This is a genomic window from Desulfobulbus rhabdoformis (assembly GCF_016919065.1).
In the GTDB taxonomy this organism is placed as follows: Bacteria; Desulfobacterota; Desulfobulbia; order Desulfobulbales; family Desulfobulbaceae; genus Desulfobulbus; species Desulfobulbus rhabdoformis.
In genome coordinates this window covers 26254-41256 of record NZ_JAFFQA010000005.1, presented here as the reverse complement: position 1 = coordinate 41256, position 15003 = coordinate 26254, and the positions used below count along the sequence as shown (strand labels likewise).

16 protein-coding genes are annotated in these 15003 nt (G+C 50.6%); 10 read left to right on the top strand and 6 right to left on the bottom strand.

Annotated elements, in window-relative coordinates; translation table 11 throughout:
* The first annotated feature begins 125 nt into the window (after positions 1-125).
* Positions 126-398: an HU family DNA-binding protein gene (locus JWJ90_RS03760; protein ID WP_205225859.1), complete on the top strand. Its 273-nt coding sequence runs from the start codon at positions 126-128 to the stop codon at positions 396-398.
* 54 nt (positions 399-452) lie between these two features.
* Here JWJ90_RS03760 and lgt read toward each other — a convergent pair whose 3' ends face one another.
* Together lgt and mnmG are read right to left on the bottom strand one after the other, a co-directional pair.
* The gene (lgt, locus tag JWJ90_RS03755) at positions 453-1256 is read right to left on the bottom strand and encodes a prolipoprotein diacylglyceryl transferase (protein WP_205225858.1); all 804 of its coding nucleotides are present in this window, start codon (positions 1254-1256) and stop codon (positions 453-455) included.
* A 12-nt stretch (positions 1257-1268) separates the two neighbouring features.
* Complete coding sequence (gene mnmG / locus JWJ90_RS03750; protein WP_205225857.1) at positions 1269-3152, bottom strand: tRNA uridine-5-carboxymethylaminomethyl(34) synthesis enzyme MnmG; 1884 nt, start codon at positions 3150-3152, stop codon at positions 1269-1271.
* Between the two features lie 432 nt (positions 3153-3584).
* On the opposite strand from mnmG, the gene rpmH reads away from it, so the two are divergent.
* The 6 genes from rpmH (at position 3585) to mnmE (ending at position 8398) form a co-directional block, all read left to right on the top strand.
* Positions 3585-3722: a 50S ribosomal protein L34 gene (rpmH, locus tag JWJ90_RS03745; protein ID WP_205225856.1), complete on the top strand. Its 138-nt coding sequence runs from the start codon at positions 3585-3587 to the stop codon at positions 3720-3722.
* 5 nt (positions 3723-3727) lie between these two features.
* On the top strand, positions 3728-4093 hold the full coding sequence (gene rnpA / locus JWJ90_RS03740) for a ribonuclease P protein component (protein WP_205225855.1): 366 nt from the start codon (positions 3728-3730) through the stop codon (positions 4091-4093).
* A 64-nt stretch (positions 4094-4157) separates the two neighbouring features.
* Positions 4158-4361: a membrane protein insertion efficiency factor YidD gene (yidD, locus tag JWJ90_RS03735; protein WP_240194734.1), complete on the top strand. Its 204-nt coding sequence runs from the start codon at positions 4158-4160 to the stop codon at positions 4359-4361.
* A 65-nt stretch (positions 4362-4426) separates the two neighbouring features.
* Complete coding sequence (gene yidC, locus JWJ90_RS03730) at positions 4427-6073, top strand: membrane protein insertase YidC (protein WP_205225853.1); 1647 nt, start codon at positions 4427-4429, stop codon at positions 6071-6073.
* A 23-nt stretch (positions 6074-6096) separates the two neighbouring features.
* Positions 6097-7029, top strand: a complete 933-nt coding sequence (locus tag JWJ90_RS03725; RefSeq protein ID WP_205225852.1) for a Jag family protein — start codon at positions 6097-6099, stop codon at positions 7027-7029.
* Positions 7007-8398 (top strand): tRNA uridine-5-carboxymethylaminomethyl(34) synthesis GTPase MnmE, encoded by a 1392-nt coding sequence (gene mnmE, locus JWJ90_RS03720; RefSeq protein ID WP_205225851.1) that lies wholly within the window; start codon positions 7007-7009, stop codon positions 8396-8398. The genes JWJ90_RS03725 and mnmE overlap by 23 nt, the downstream gene beginning before the upstream one ends.
* Positions 8399-8495: 97 nt before the next feature.
* On the opposite strand, the gene JWJ90_RS03715 is transcribed toward mnmE, so the two are convergent.
* The 4 genes from JWJ90_RS03715 to galE form a co-directional block, all read right to left on the bottom strand.
* Positions 8496-9044 carry a hypothetical protein gene (locus JWJ90_RS03715; protein WP_205225850.1) on the bottom strand — a complete coding sequence of 183 codons (549 nt, stop codon included), beginning with the start codon at positions 9042-9044 and terminating at the stop codon, positions 8496-8498.
* A 235-nt stretch (positions 9045-9279) separates the two neighbouring features.
* Positions 9280-10233 carry a tRNA 5-methoxyuridine(34)/uridine 5-oxyacetic acid(34) synthase CmoB gene (gene cmoB, locus JWJ90_RS03710; protein ID WP_205225849.1) on the bottom strand — a complete coding sequence of 318 codons (954 nt, stop codon included), beginning with the start codon at positions 10231-10233 and terminating at the stop codon, positions 9280-9282.
* Entirely contained in the window at positions 10220-10957 is a 738-nt protein-coding gene (gene cmoA, locus JWJ90_RS03705) for a carboxy-S-adenosyl-L-methionine synthase CmoA (protein WP_205225848.1), read from the bottom strand. Before cmoA ends, cmoB begins: the two co-directional genes overlap by 14 nt.
* A 155-nt stretch (positions 10958-11112) precedes the next feature.
* Positions 11113-12126 (bottom strand): UDP-glucose 4-epimerase GalE, encoded by a 1014-nt coding sequence (gene galE / locus JWJ90_RS03700; protein WP_205225847.1) that lies wholly within the window; start codon positions 12124-12126, stop codon positions 11113-11115.
* Positions 12127-12400: 274 nt separating this feature from the next.
* Between galE and JWJ90_RS03695 the strand changes: the two genes are divergently transcribed.
* From JWJ90_RS03695 to JWJ90_RS03685, 3 genes are read left to right on the top strand one after another with little or no spacing between them, the layout of a single operon-like run.
* Positions 12401-12586, top strand: a complete 186-nt coding sequence (locus JWJ90_RS03695) for a tautomerase family protein (protein WP_205225846.1) — start codon at positions 12401-12403, stop codon at positions 12584-12586.
* Positions 12587-12589: 3 nt separating this feature from the next.
* Positions 12590-14605: an NAD-dependent DNA ligase LigA gene (gene ligA / locus JWJ90_RS03690; protein ID WP_205225845.1), complete on the top strand. Its 2016-nt coding sequence runs from the start codon at positions 12590-12592 to the stop codon at positions 14603-14605.
* Positions 14602-14889 carry an acylphosphatase gene (locus tag JWJ90_RS03685; protein ID WP_205225844.1) on the top strand — a complete coding sequence of 96 codons (288 nt, stop codon included), beginning with the start codon at positions 14602-14604 and terminating at the stop codon, positions 14887-14889. The genes ligA and JWJ90_RS03685 overlap by 4 nt, the downstream gene beginning before the upstream one ends.
* Positions 14890-15003: the final 114 nt, after the last annotated feature.

Here is a 15003-nt window from a genome sequence, read left to right as displayed (position 1 = left end):
GTTGCATAGGTAAGGCCGACAATTGTTATTTTTGTTTCCTTGCTGTTTATTGGATTATTCCGTGTTGGGCAGTCTGTATTTACTGGCTGCAGGTTAATTTATGCCAATGAAAGTGAGGGGAAGCTATGAATAAAAATGATCTCATTGAATCCATCGCCCAATCAGCACAAATCAGTAAAATTGCGGCTGAAAGGGGACTCAATGGCCTTTTGGCCACCTTGTCAACTGCGATGAAAGAAGGGAAGCGAGTGACCTTGGTGGGGTTTGGGAGTTTTTCGGTTGTGGATCGTGCGCCACGCATGGGGAGAAATCCCAAGACAGGTGAGACTGTTCCCATTCCTTCACGACGGGTGGTGAAGTTTCGGCCAGGTAAAGACTTGTCAGGGAAAGTGCAATAAATCCAACAAATAGTTCGAGTTGTTTGTGGTCGGAAACGATCAACTGCAGCAGGTTCAGCGTGTAGCTGCTCGTTTCCGACCAATATAGAGTATTCCCCCCGCCAGAATCATGAAGCTGCTGAGGAGTTGTCCCATGGACAGGTGCATGAGGATAAAACCCAGTTGAGCGTCAGGTTCCCGAAAAAATTCCACGAGAAAACGGCAGCATCCGTAACCGCAGAGAAAGAGAGCGAGAAGAGTGCCATGAGGCCAGTTCTTCAGGCTTTTGTTCCAGGGGCGTGCCTTAAGACTCCATAGAAGGAGAAAAAGCACAATACCTTCCAGGAAGGCCTCGTAGAGTTGCGAAGGATGCCGGGGGAGGGAGCCTCCATCAGGAAAGACCATGGCCCAGGGAACAGAGGTAACCCGTCCATAAAGTTCACCGTTGATGAAGTTACCAATGCGGCCCCAAAAAAGCCCCACAGGAACCGTTGCCACGTAGAGATCGGCGGCCTTCCAGAAATCAAGTTTTCGTTTTCTGCAATACCAGAATCCCGCCAGCACTACCCCTATACAGCCGCCATGAAACGACATGCCGCCAGACCAGGTGGCAAGTATCTCCCCAGGATGGTGCAGATAATAAAGCGGATTATAAAAGATAACATACCCCAGCCGCCCACCGAGGATAACGCCAAGGATAAGGGCCAGGTTGAGGTTGTCCATATGGCTGAGGAGTTGCTTCCAGCTAAAACGTCGTGCCTGAATAAGCACCAACCAATAGGCAGCAGCAAATCCAATGACATACATGAGCCCGTACCAGCGAATAGCCAGCGGGCCAATGGAAAGCAGAATCGGGTCTATCTGGGGGTATTCGAGCATAAGAGCTGTACCTTAAAGGTGTCCGAGCCTTTTGAGGTGAATCTGGAGAACTGACAGAGCTGCGGGGGTGACACCCGATATACGCGATGCCTGGCCCAGGGAACGTGGCTGCACCTTGGTTAACTTTTCGACGACTTCATTGGAAAGTCCTGGAAGTCCCTTATACACAAGGTCTTCGGGAAGTTCGATCCGTTCAAGTTTTTTGAAGCGTGCGATCTGCTCCTCCTGCCGTTTGATATAGCCCTCGTATTTCACCTGCAATCCGATCTCGTCCTGATAGGATTGTGCCTCTTCGTTGAAAATAGCCCCTTGATTGACAAGCTGATCAAGCTCGATAAGAGCGATCAGTGAAATCTCTGGTCGCCGTAAAAGATCGGCAAAGCTGACAGCCTGGGACAGAGGTGTTGAATCATGGCGTCTGAGGAACTCGTTCACCTCGGGAAGTGGTTTGATTCGGATTTCATGGAGTTTTTTAATGGTTGCCTCCATGCAGGCAGCTTTCTTCTGAAAGTTTTGCCAGCATACTTCGTCGACAAGACCAATCTCATAGCCGATATGGCGCAGACGAATATCGGCATTGTCTTCCCGAAGCAGGAGCCGATACTCGGCACGCGAGGTGAAAAGACGGTAGGGCTCTTTGGTGCCAAGGGTAACCAGATCGTCGATCAGCACGCCCAAATATGCCTGGGAACGGTCAAGGATAACCGGAGGTTGATCGCGTACATAGCGAACACTGTTAATGGCTGCCATCAGTCCCTGGCCTGCAGCCTCTTCGTAGCCTGAGGTGCCGTTGATCTGGCCAGCCAGAAAAAGGCCTGCCACCTTTTTTGTCTCCAGGCTCGGTTTCAGTTCACGAGGGTCTATATAGTCGTATTCGATTGCATAGCCGGGGCGAATGATGCGCGCCTTTTCAAGGCCTGGTATGGAGTGAACCATGGCAATTTGCGTGGCCAGAGGCAGGCTTGTGGGAATACCGTTTGGATAGACCTCGATGGTGTCCAGTCCTTCGGGCTCCAGGAAAATTTGATGACGAATTTTTTCCGGAAACCGCATGACCTTATCTTCGATTGAAGGGCAGTAACGCGCTCCAACCCCTTCAATAATACCGGCATACATCGGAGACTGGCCAATGGAACCACGAATGATGTTATGGGTCCGTTCGTTGGTGTAGGTGATGTAGCAGGGCCGTTGCTCAAGGGAGGGCGTGCCATCGGATTCAAAGGAAAACATGGCCGGAGGATCGTCGCTGTATTGGGCCTCCAGTCTTGAGTAGTCGATAGTGTTACCATCCAGCCGGGGAACTGTGCCTGTTTTCATGCGGCCAACGGCAAAACCTGTGGCCTTGAACCATTGGGCGAGTTTGGTGGAGGGTTCATCTCCCATCCGCCCGGAGGGAAAATTTTTTAAACCAACATGAATCAGGCCGTTGAGAAAAGTACCCGTGGCGACCACGATGGCACCCACACTCACCTCCTCTTCCAGAGAGGTTCGCAGGCCAACCACTTGACCGTTTTTAACCAGAATTTCATCGACCATCGCCTGGCGAATAGACAAATTGGGCTGATTTTCAAGGACCTGTTTCATGCGCAGCCGATAGAGCAAACGATCGGCCTGGGCTCGAGATGAACGAACCGCAGGGCCTTTGCTCGTGTTGAGGCGCCTGAATTGAATGCCTGTGGCATCAATGCATTTTGCCATCTCGCCACCTAACGCGTCAATTTCTTTGACGAGGTGACCCTTGGCGAGTCCTCCGATGGCAGGGTTGCAGGACATGGCGCCAATGGTATCTGCGTTGATGATGCAGACCAGTGTGCGGCATCCCATGCGAGCAGCGGCCAATGCCGCTTCGCAGCCTGCATGCCCGGCGCCTATTACGGCAATATCAAATTCATTCATACGATCTAAAGAACTCTCAGATTGAAAAAATTCAAGGTAGTGTCTGTTCAGCTGGGCCGGAAAATCGGGCAAGCCATACTACTCATTGGGCAGCATCTTTTGCAACAGCGGGTGACGAAGAAAAAAAGATGCAAAAGAAAAAAACGGTAGCCAGGAAAAAATTGACCCCCTTTCTGCCACATTTTGTTGGTTCAGGATACCTGAAATGTCGGTCTTATGGAAATAATTTGACAGAAATGGTTCTCTATGATTAGAATAGATTCCTTTTTACAGGCAAAAGATGGAGTGCTGTCCGCCTTTTGTCCCATTCCCCTATTCTTCCAAGGCCGCATTCGGCCGGAAAACCTATCAGGAAAGTGTGAAAAACACGAGGAGAAAGGGGCTTAAATCTGCCGTTTTATCCACGAATATTTGCAATAAAGGAAAACAATTATGAGCAAAATGACCTTTCAGCCCAGCAACACCAAACGCGCACGTTCCCACGGCTTTCGCGTACGTATGAAAACTAAAAATGGTCGGGCCGTCATTCGCAGAAGACGTGCCAGAGGGCGCAAACAGCTGGCTGCCTGATTCGATTGAATCGGAATACACTCCCCAAAAAACATCTTATACGAACAACAGGGGAGTTTCAGTGCGTCTATCGGGCCGGAAAACGGTATCGTGGTCCTGGCTTTGCCGTTATCATACTGGCAAATGCACTTCCATGGAACCGATTGGGAATAAGTGTCCAACGGAAGGTCGGCAATGCGGTGCGTCGAAATCGAATCAAACGACTGGTTCGCGAGGTTTTTCGGTGTAACCGCACACAGTTCCCCTCCTGTTGCGATATCGTTGTGACCATCCGGCCCAATTTTTCATTTGATAGTCTGGAAACTGTCCAGAGTGCACTGCTAGCAATTACCAGCGATCAAAATCGGGTGGAAGGCGATGTCCGCAGATGATCATCATTCAACAGATCCCCGTCCCGGGGCGAAGACTAAAAACACCTGGCGAAGGTTTCCCAGGATGATCTTGATCGCCCTTTTTAAAGGTTATCAGTACATTATATCCCCCCTCTTTCCTCCTGTCTGTCGTTTTGTCCCCAGCTGTTCCCAGTATGCCATTGAAGCCGTGAGCAAATATGGTGTTTTCCGTGGGACGCTTCTGGCAGCCTGGCGTATTTTGCGTTGTCATCCCTTCTCTCGAGGCGGTTACGATCCTGTCAAATGAAGATCGTGGCCCACATTCTTTCGTCAGTGCCTCGTGTTACGAGGCTTTTTTAGGTAAATAAGATTATGGATCTTCAGAGAGCCTTTTTGGCTATTGTCCTCTCCTTTTTCATCTTAATCGGGTATCAGTATTTTTTTGTCAAACCCGTCCCTCAAGCCGAGCAGGCAGCGATACAGACGGAGCAACAGGCTTCATCAGTGGAGGGAACTCAAACAAAAACCCCGGCCGCTGCACCAGCGCAAGCGACAAATATTCCAACCGTGCCGGTGGATCCCAACGCGCGTGAAATCTCCATCGATACTCCACTGTATGCTGCCGTCGTCAATGAGCAGGGAGGTGGTCTGCAGAGCTTTGTTCTCAAAAAATACCGTAATACCCACGATAAAGACTCCGGGCCGATGCAGCTGGTCACCGGACAAAACCCCGCTGATCTGCCGGTGCTCTTCTCCCTTGATAATGGGGCTGCTGTCAACCTTCCTGTATTCCATGCAGATACAGACAGCGTGAATGTCGCTCAACCAACCGACACGGCAAGCCTGGCAATGTCAGCCACCACACCTGAAGGGGTACGCATCGAGCGCAGCTTAACCTTTCGTGGAGACAGCTATCTCGTTGATATAACCTATACTCTGGTCAACACCACGGATAAGGCTCTTCAGGTATCTCCGGCCCTGTCACTTGCCAATAAACCCTTCGAACATACCAGCAAGACCAGTCGCTACCTTTTTTCCGGGCCCGCTGCCTATATCAACAAAGAGTTAGTCGAAACCAAGCCGAAAAAACTTAAAGATGGACCTCTCGTTCTGCAAGGGCAGGTCAGCTGGACCGGCTATGTTGACAACTATTTTATGACCTCTGTGGCCCCCACCACCGATGGTGCCCACTCTGTGACTCTTCAGGGCTCAGAGGCCCATGTGCGTTCTGTAATTTCCGAGGGGATTGCCTCGCTTGCCAGTGGTGAAAGCAAAACCTACAGCTACACCCTGTATTTCGGTCCTAAGAAACTCAATGTTCTCAAGACCTATGGGTATGACCTGGCCGAGGCTGTTAATTTCGGCTGGTTTGATTTTCTCGCCAAGCCCATGCTTTGGATGCTGAATTTTCTGCATCAGTTTCTCGGTAACTACGGCTTTTCTATTATCTTTCTGACTATCCTCATCAAGTTGGTTTTCTGGCCTATTACCCAGAAGGGTATGAAGTCCATGAAAAATATGCAAAAGCTGCAGCCCAAAATCGCCAAACTCAAAGAGCGGTTCAAAGACGATCCCTCCAAAATGAATCAGGAGATGATGGCCCTGTATAAAACCTACAAGGTCAATCCTCTTGGCGGCTGTCTGCCGATGTTAATTCAGATACCGTTTTTCTTCGCTCTGTACCGGGTGTTGATGGCGGCTATTGAGCTTCGCCATGCTCCGTTCATGCTTTGGATCACCGATCTCTCCGCTCCTGATCGGCTTATGATCGGCTTTGATATCCCTTACTTGCATGGTATTCCGGTACTGACTCTGCTGATGGGTGCATCCATGTATCTGCAGCAAAAAATGACCCCGACAACCGCTGATCCGAGCCAGGCGAAAATTATGCAATTTTTGCCGATAGTCTTTACCTTTATGTTTCTGAACTTTGCATCCGGTTTGGTGCTGTACTGGTTTGTCAACAACCTGTTGTCGATTCTCCAGCAGTATCTGATTAACCGGCAAGTAAAGGCCTGAACCTCAGACGTCGATGGATACATATGGGAAAAGGAAAAGATTTTTTCGGAAAAGACATAGCAGAAGTTATTGAGCAGGCCTGCCGGGAACTTGGTGCCTCCAGTGAGGATCTCGATATAGAGGTCCTGGAGACAGGATCTGCCGGTATTTTCGGACTCTGTAAGAAAAAAGCGCATATCCGGGTGCAGCCAAAAGCTGTGAAGCAGGATGTTGAAAGTGAACCTGCTCCCCAAAAACAAAAAGCCGAGGCCGTAGCAGCACCTTCCGAGCCAATGGGACAAGCTCCTGGAGCGGAAGAACCAGTGGATACACCGGAGCCAAGCCCAAAGAAGAAAGCCAAGCCGGTGGTGGAGGAGCCTTCTGAACCGGTTCAAACTGAACCTGAAGAGGCCCTCCCTGTTCAGCCGCAGGAAGCACCGCCTACGCAGCTTGAGCCGCCTTCGGCAGAGGGCTTAACTGCCATTGAAGCTGATCTACGTCACCTGCTTGAGTTGATGGGGTTGCCTTCAGATGTCAGTGTGCACTTTGAAGAAAATACGGTTCAGTGCCATATTACCGGGCCTAACCAAGAACAGGTCATTGGCTCTGAAGGGCGAACTTTGGATAGCCTTCAGTATCTCCTGCGTAAAATGGTCTCCAACCACCTGCCAGATCGGATTATGCTGGCGCTGAACGCCGGCGATTTTCGTGAGCGTCGCGCTGAAGAGCTGAAAGTTCGCGCGGTTGAACTTGCAGCCAAGGTCAAAGAAGATGGTAAAACCCAGTCGATCCCTGCCTTGAATCCTTCTGAGAGGCGGGTGGTGCACATGATCCTTCAGGAAGATAAGGGCGTGCGCAGCCGCTCTGTTGGTGAAGGACTCTTCAAAAAAGTGTTGATTTACAAACCAGGTAAAGGGCGGCGTTCCTCTTCGAAAAAACGTCGTGGAGGCCACGGTGGCCGTTCATCCAACGACTGATACCATTGCGGCTATTGCCACCGCTCCCGGAACAGGAGGGATCGGGATCATTCGAATTTCCGGTTCGAATGCCCTCGCCCTCCTGCATCAACTCTTTGTTCCCCACAAGCCACGTACCCAGTATACAAGCCATCACCTCTACTACGGATCTGTCATAGGTGTTCAGGGCCAGGTACTTGATGAGGTCCTGGCGGTGTATATGCGTGCCCCCCACACCTACACCTGTGAAGATGTCGTCGAATTGCACTGCCATGGTTCCTATGTGGTCCTGCAGGAGGTTTTGCAGGCGGTCTTTGAACGGGGGGCTCGGCCAGCAGATGAGGGAGAGTTTACCAAACGGGCTTTCTTGGGAGGCCGCATTGACCTGACCCAGGCTGAAGCCGTTGTCGATCTTCTGCAGGCGCAAACCGACAAAAGCGCTCAACTCGCGGTCAATCAACTGCAGGGAGCCTTATACGCAGAGCTTGAGGAAGTTCGGGGCCAGTTAGTCCAGATCCTCGCACTGTTGGAGGTGGCCATTGATTTTCCCGATGACGACGTGGAAATTGTTCAGCATGAGCAGGTGCTCAGTCAACTGCGTGGGTTGGTGATCCAGCCTCTTGAAAAGCTTCTGGCTATGGCTGATCAGGGACAGATCGTACGGGAAGGGATCAAGGTCGTCCTGGTAGGACAGCCCAATGTAGGAAAATCGAGTCTGCTCAATGCCCTGCTCAATGAAGAGCGCGCCTTGGTCACCGCTGTTCCAGGTACCACCCGTGATACCATCGAAGAGAGTTTTGTCATACGGGGAGTGCCGGTCCATCTCATCGATACCGCTGGCATTCGCCAGCATGAGGATCCAGTGGAGGCCTTGGGGATCGAACGGGCCAGGCAGAAGATGGAGCAAGCGGATCTGGTCCTGTTCCTGGTTGATGCAACAGCGGGTATGGGCGGTGGTGATGAGGAGTTATATCAATCGATCAGTGATAAACCCCATGTGGTGGTGCTCAATAAGGCCGACCTGGTTGATGAGCGACAGGTCAGCAACCTTGCTGCAGTTTTTGGCGGCGTCCCTGTTGTGGCGATTTCGGCGAAACATCAGCAGGGGATTGATGCGTTGCAGGAAACCGTTTATGGGTGTGTCGTCGGCGACAAAGCAGAACTCTGCGAACAGATGAACTGTGCTCCCAATACCCGGCATAAGGCGATTCTTGCACAATCACTTGCCGCCTGTCGTCGTCTTGAAACAGCCATGATGGACGGTGCGCCGGTTGATCTCTTGGCCGTTGAGGTGCAGAGTGGGTTGGATTATCTTGGTGATATCACTGGACTGACAACACCCGATGATGTTCTTGACCTGGTCTTTAGTCAGTTTTGCATTGGAAAATGACCCGTTTGGAGCACGTCTCTCTCCACCTTTATTTCAATAAAAAAACGCTCAGCGATACATCTCGCTGAGCGTTTTTTTTGTATTTTTTGAGGAGCTTCTATTCGCCGAAGCTGTCAACAAAAAGCTTGTTGATGGCCTCTATGCCATCGTCGCTTAAGTAGCGGGTTCCAGAACCGACAAAGGTATTGTAGCAAATTTTGGGCGAATCTTCCTGCCACTCTCCCTCTTTCCAGGTAAACCATTTTGACTGATTCTGATCATAGACGTGCAGTGGCCGATTGAAGAGTTTTGCAAGCTCCACAGCCCAGCCGGTGCCACCTTTTACGGAGTTGTCTTCAAGGATGGTTCCCACGACAAAGACCTGATGCCCCTTGTTAACCATATGGAAAATAGTCTGCAGGACTTTCCGGATTTTTTCGGTCTCATAATAGGTACGGTTCATCATCCGGGAGGCCAGCTCCATGCTGATATCTCCACGGGCAAGATCGTCTTCGCTTAAGGTGATAGAGTTTTTATCCCTGTAGAGTCGATGCCCATCAAAGGTGAAAACGGTTTCCTGAACCCCATATTTTTCTGCATTCTCACCAAAAAGCGACTCAGCGCCTTTCAGGCCGCCGTGATACAACGTGCAGTCTTGTACATTCATAATTTTTTCCTGTGTAGACGTTTTTAAGGTGGGGCGATTGAGCCAGTATATGTTCGGGGGTGTCGAGGCCTAACCGCATGGATGTTCAGTTATCTGCAACAAAAAGTGGTTCGGTCAGCTTTTCACAAGAACAGAAAAATTGCAACAAATCTGAGAGGAAAAAGGATTTTTTCTCTGAAGTAAAGTTCACGTGTCTGACGGTTTTGCTGTGCAGTTTTCTCTGGCAGAAGCACATTTATTTGCTTGCCTTGAAAAAGACTCTCAGAGGGGCTGGATATCCCTCTATAGTACGCGTGGGATCATCCTTGTCAATAAAATCCTCATAGGATTCAAACTCCATCCAGTCGGTTCGACGCTGCTCTTCACGACTCATTGCATGGCTCTGAAAACATTCTACCTGAGAGAAACCTGCTCGCTTAAGCCAGTTGGATAAACAGCTTGAGGTAGGCACAAACCAGGTTCCGGGAACCTTGGCATAGGTCTGCTCAGGAAAAAGTGCGACCGGTTCTTCACCCGGAATCGCTTGCGATTCGATGATCAGACAGCCATCCGGTTTCAGGGCCGTGTGGAGTTCCTGCAGGGCTGCGATAGGGGAGGGGCGGTGATAGAGAATGCCCATGCAGAATATGACATCAAAACTATCGGGAAACAAAGGGAGATGTTCTATGCCTAAGAGTTCCGTGCGCAGGTTTTCACAGCCGGCAAAGGTGTTCAGCAGATTGAAGGCAAAATAATGGTGAACATAGGGCTCAAAACCGAGCACAAGGGCTGGTTGTTGGGGTTGCATGCGAAACATATAGTAGCCGTTGTTGGACCCAATGTCGGCAATAATCTTGCCCGAGAGATCGGGCAAGTTGGGCAGGATACGGTTCCATTTGCGTTCACTCCGCCATTCGGCATCTATTTCTATGCCGAACACAGAAAAGGGCCCTTTGCGCCAGGGCATGAACCCTTTTAAGACCTCGTAGACGCATTGCTGTTCCTCTGGGCGTATGTCGGAGTCTTGACCGATGCGCACCACCTCTCCACTGAAATCATTCAGCGAACTTCGCAGATGCGCGACCTTTTCCATGGGCGTCCGATAGCGGAGAAAACCTTTCTTGTCCTGGTTGATCCAGCGTTTTTTCTGGTCAAGGAGTTCGGCTATACGGTCAAGTTTTGCTTGGGGAAAAAAATCAAAGAGTTGCATTTCGTTTCACTGCGACAAAAGAGGTGAAGTTGAACCAGGTAAAGTAGGGCTCAACCTCTCTAAAGCCTGCATCCATGAGCAGCGCTTTGTTCTCCTCTAAGGAAAAGGGAATAAGTACGTTTTCAAGTGCTTCTCGTTTTGCTGCGATTTCCAGTTCTGAATACCCCTGTTGGCGTTTAAACTGATGATAGATATCAATGAAATCGCGGTTGAGCTTGGTCGCATGGGATATGGTTTTTTCGCTGAGAAAAAAGAGCCCATTTTCGGGAAGAGCTTCGTAGATACGCCTGACAAAGGCTCGCCTGGTCATGGGACGCAGAAACTGCATGGTATAGTTGCAGATGATCGCGGCTGCATCGGGAAGAGGGCAGGTGGTGATATCATCTTCCAAAAAACTGATTACAGAACCTTTGTTGAATCCCGCACTTTTTTTTCGCGCTTTTTCGAGCATGGCCGGGGCGTTGTCTATACCGACATAATAAAACCGGTCCGCTGGCAGTTGGCGGCTGAGCTCAAGCAGGGTTGTTCCCGTGGAACAGCCAAGATCGTAAATGGTTGTCCGATCCTGTGACCGCCTTGCAAGGAGCTGGGCCATTCCCCCAATAACACTGCGATAGTGCGGGACGGAGCGGTTGAGCATGTCGTCAAAAACTTCTGCAACCCGGTCATTGAAGGTGAAATCTTCACCGAGGCTACCGGCAGCAAAAAGGGTATCTTCACTCATGGGGATTGAAATGATAAACAAAGTAACAGTGTGTGGGGTTTTGTGTATTTTGATACAAAAAGCCGCACGCACCGGGCAAACGAGCCACAGTCCTTACCACAGGCAGGGGACTGTGCACAGAAGAAAATGAATTATCTTGGAAAAAAGAAGCTAAATTAGGCAAATCCGTTGGGGTTCTTCGATTGCCATCGCCAACTGTCGGCGCACATCTCCTCCAAACCAAATTTTGCCTGCCAGCCGAGTTCTTTCCTTGCTTTAGTGGGGTCGGCGTAACACTGGGCGATATCACCGGGCCGACGGTTCACAATAGCATAGGGGACGGTGGCGCCACAGGCCTTGGAAAAGGCTGCAACCATTTCCAAAACAGAATATCCACGACCTGTTCCCAGGTTGTAGATAGCGACACCTGGGTTTTCTTTGAGATTATTGAGCGCACTCAAGTGGCCTTTTGCCAGATCAACCACATGAATGAAGTCACGTACACCGGTTCCGTCTGGGGTTGGATAGTCATTGCCGAAAACAGAGAGTTGGGCCAGTTTACCAATGGCAACCTGGGCGATATAGGGCATCAGATTATTGGGAATGCCGTTGGGATCTTCGCCGATGAGACCACTGGGGTGGGCGCCTACAGGGTTAAAGTAGCGCAGCAGGATCACATTCCATTGAGGATTGGCTCGGTGAACGTCTTGAAGGATTTCTTCGGTCATCAGTTTTGTTCGCCCGTAGGGATTGGTGCAGGAGAGGGGGAAGTCTTCTTTTATGGGCACCGAGGCCGGATCCCCATAGACCGTGGCCGATGAAGAAAAAACAATGTTACCAATACCGGTTTCCTGCATAACCTGGCAAAGATTCAGTGTCGAGATCAGGTTGTTCTGATAGTAACGTAGGGGTTCTGCAACTGATTCTCCAACGGCTTTTAAACCGGCAAAGTGGATAACTGCGCTGGCTCCTTCTATTTTGCCGAAGGTCTCGCGCAGACGATCAAGATCGCAAAGATCCACCTCGTAAAATTGAATCGTTTTTTGGGTGAGTTTTTCCACGCGGTTCAGCGCTTCACGGGAGGCGTTACAGAGGTTGTCAATTACGCTCACCGTATGTCCCGCGCTGAGCAGTTCAAGGCAGGTATGGCTTCCTATATATCCGGCACCACCGGTAACAATAACATGCATGTGATGGACTCCTGGGAGAAAAGCTTTCGATATTGTGGATTCAGCAACTGTGAGTACGTATAGGGGGCCTCAACTGGCCCGGAATAAAAAGCGAATCGATGGACCGTGAATCCGCCTTACGATCGACTTCCCTGAGAAAGTTTGCTATCTTTTACCCGTGTTCCCGGTGTTTGTCCCGCAAAAATCTGCGAAATGCATTTCAGGAAGGATTCTTAGTCTTGTCAGCAAGCCTGAAGAGCTCAAACACCATTTACCAACCATAGCAGGAGGCAGTATGCCCTACGTCAGTATTCGTGTAGCTGGAGAGCTTACCAAAGAACAGAAACAGAAGATATCCAAAGGCGTGACCGATGTCATCTCAGAGGTTGCCAACAAACCCAAAGAGGCCATTCTCATTTTCATTGATGAGAACTCTCGTGAAAACATCGCTAAAGGCGGCGTTCTGATGGAGGATATGTAAGCTGTGGAGCAGGGGCAAGCCGTTGAGCGATTGCAGGAGTTGCGCCAGCAGCTTGGATTGCATGCGCACCGTTATTATGTGTTGGATGATCCGCTTATTTCAGATGGGCAGTACGATCAAATGTTTCGGGAATTGCTTGATCTTGAGGCACAGTATCCCGATTTGGTCACCGAGGATTCGCCCAGTCACCGCGTCGGCGGTTTGCCTGTTGCTGCGTTTAAGCAGGCTGAGCATGTTCTTCCCATGCTCAGCCTGGATAATATCTTCAATGCTGAGGAACTCTATAGCTTCGAGGAAAAGCTGTTTCGCTATCTTCACTCTGCCGATAGCTTGCGCTATATCTGTGAACCGAAACTTGATGGCCTGGCGGTTGAGCTGGTATACCAGCAAGGGGTGTTTACCCTTGGTGCCACCCGGGGAGATGGCCTTATCGGTGAAGATGTGACCGCACAGCTGCGGACTGTTGCCTCGATACCCTTGAGCCTGCAGGGAAACACGATTCCTGAACAGTTGATTGTTCGCGGTGAGGTGTTCTTAGGCAAAGAGGGGTTTGCCCGGCTCAACCAGCAAAGGCAACAAGAGGGCGAACCGTTGTTTGCCAACCCCCGCAATGCTGCTGCCGGCTCCCTGCGGCAACTCGATCCCAAGGTAACCGCCAAGCGTCCCCTGCAATTTTATGTCTATGGGGTGGCCTCCGTCCCCGAGGTTTTGGCGACAACCGGCCAGGAGGCAACTCTGCGTGCCCTCGGGAAGCTCGGTTTTCCGGTCAACCCTCTTATCAAGTGCTGCCAGAGTATTACGCAGGTAGAGGAGGAGTACCGAAACATGCTTGAGCTGCGTCACGAACTGGCCTACGAGATTGATGGTATGGTGGTCAAGGTGGATGAGCTGGCGCTGCAGGATCGTTTAGGTGCAACAGCCAGGGCTCCGCGCTGGGCTGTTGCCTGGAAGTTTCCTGCCATTCAGGCCACGACCAAAATCGATTCCGTAGAATTTCAAGTCGGACGGACCGGAGCCGTTACACCTGTTGCCCACCTGCAGCCTGTTGAGGTGAATGGGGCGATGGTGCGAAGGGCTACCCTGCACAATAAGGGGGAGATTCTGCGCAAGGATCTGCGTATCGGTGATACCGTTCTGGTGCAAAGGGCTGGTGATGTCATTCCGGAAGTGGTCAAGTCGGTGGTCGACCTACGGGAGGGAACAGAAACAAACATCGAGTTCCCCCAAAACTGTCCTGAATGTGGTCAGCCTCTGGTCGAGAAAGCAGATGAGGCCGTGGTGCGTTGCGTGAATCCTCTTTGCCCGGCACAACAGTTACAAAAGCTCATCTTTTTTGCTGGGAAAAACGGGCTTGATCTTGATGGGTTGGGGAAAAAAAATGTTGAGCAACTCGTTGCCAAGGGGCTGGTGAAAGGGCCTGCTGATTTCTTCAGACTTGATCCTGTCCTCCTTGCTGAGCTTGATGGCTGGGGAGAAAAATCGGCCAACAAAGTTCTGGAGGCGGTTGCGGAAAAAAAAGAACTCACATTAGAGCGTTTGGTTACCGCGCTTGGTATTCGTCGTGTCGGCGAGGTCACAGCGACACTGCTCGGGACTCATTTTTCTGATTTACCTGCCCTGATGCATGCCAGCAGAGAGCAATTGGTTCATATTGAAGGCATCGGAGAGCAGACCGCAGAGTCTATCTTTATGTTTTTCCGTGATGCCGCCACGCTCGAACTCCTCCAGGAGCTTGAACAGGCTGGAGTGCGAATATGTCCAAAGGGCGGGAGAACAAAGGAAGGTGTACTTGAGGGGCGTGTCTTTGTTTTTACCGGCACGTTAAACCAACTTTCCCGGGAAGAGGCCAAGCAACTGGCAAAGCGTTTCGGCGCCAAGGTCGCCTCCACTCTTTCTGGTCGAGTCACAGATGTGGTCGTTGGGGTAAAGGCAGGCTCCAAGCAGAAAAAGGCTGAAGACTTGGGATTGCATATCCTTGATGAAAAACAGTTTCTTCAACTTGTGGAGCAGGAAGCATGAACCCGACATATTGCATACGGGCCAAGGTGCATGGGCGTGTTCAGGGTGTTGCCTTTCGTTCTTACACCAGGCAGGCAGCGGTGGAGCTGGGGCTTTCTGGTTGGGTGAGAAACTGCTCTGACGGAACCGTCGAGGTTCTGGCTGAAGGGGAGCGAATGATTGTTGAGCAATTCATCAACTGGCTTCATGTCGGTTCTCCCTTTTCGCAAGTGAGCAAAGTCGAGTATAATGATCAAACAGCAACCGGGGAGTTCGATTCTTTTGAGATTCGTTTTTCTGGCTAGAGAAATGGGGGAGTTCCCCTGTATTATAGCAGGTTTGTAACCGGAATCCGTGATCTTTTCTGTTGGAAGGCTTCTTGTCCCCAATGAATTCAATTTTTTTGAACCACAACAACG

Coding starts and splice junctions, on each gene's coding strand:
- JWJ90_RS03715 (WP_205225850.1), bottom strand. CDS start 9,044: ATGAATGTACAAGACTGCACGTTGTATCACGGCGGCCTGAAAGGCGCT.
- JWJ90_RS03695 (WP_205225846.1), top strand. CDS start 12,401: ATGCCCTACGTCAGTATTCGTGTAGCTGGAGAGCTTACCAAAGAACAG.
- cmoA (WP_205225848.1), bottom strand. CDS start 10,957: ATGAGTGAAGATACCCTTTTTGCTGCCGGTAGCCTCGGTGAAGATTTC.
- JWJ90_RS03725 (WP_205225852.1), top strand. CDS start 6,097: ATGGGAAAAGGAAAAGATTTTTTCGGAAAAGACATAGCAGAAGTTATT.
- mnmG (WP_205225857.1), bottom strand. CDS start 3,152: ATGAATGAATTTGATATTGCCGTAATAGGCGCCGGGCATGCAGGCTGC.
- JWJ90_RS03760 (WP_205225859.1), top strand. CDS start 126: ATGAATAAAAATGATCTCATTGAATCCATCGCCCAATCAGCACAAATC.
- rpmH (WP_205225856.1), top strand. CDS start 3,585: ATGAGCAAAATGACCTTTCAGCCCAGCAACACCAAACGCGCACGTTCC.
- galE (WP_205225847.1), bottom strand. CDS start 12,126: ATGCATGTTATTGTTACCGGTGGTGCCGGATATATAGGAAGCCATACC.
- lgt (WP_205225858.1), bottom strand. CDS start 1,256: ATGCTCGAATACCCCCAGATAGACCCGATTCTGCTTTCCATTGGCCCG.
- yidD (WP_240194734.1), top strand. CDS start 4,158: ATGATCTTGATCGCCCTTTTTAAAGGTTATCAGTACATTATATCCCCC.
- JWJ90_RS03685 (WP_205225844.1), top strand. CDS start 14,602: ATGAACCCGACATATTGCATACGGGCCAAGGTGCATGGGCGTGTTCAG.
- yidC (WP_205225853.1), top strand. CDS start 4,427: ATGGATCTTCAGAGAGCCTTTTTGGCTATTGTCCTCTCCTTTTTCATC.
- cmoB (WP_205225849.1), bottom strand. CDS start 10,233: ATGCAACTCTTTGATTTTTTTCCCCAAGCAAAACTTGACCGTATAGCC.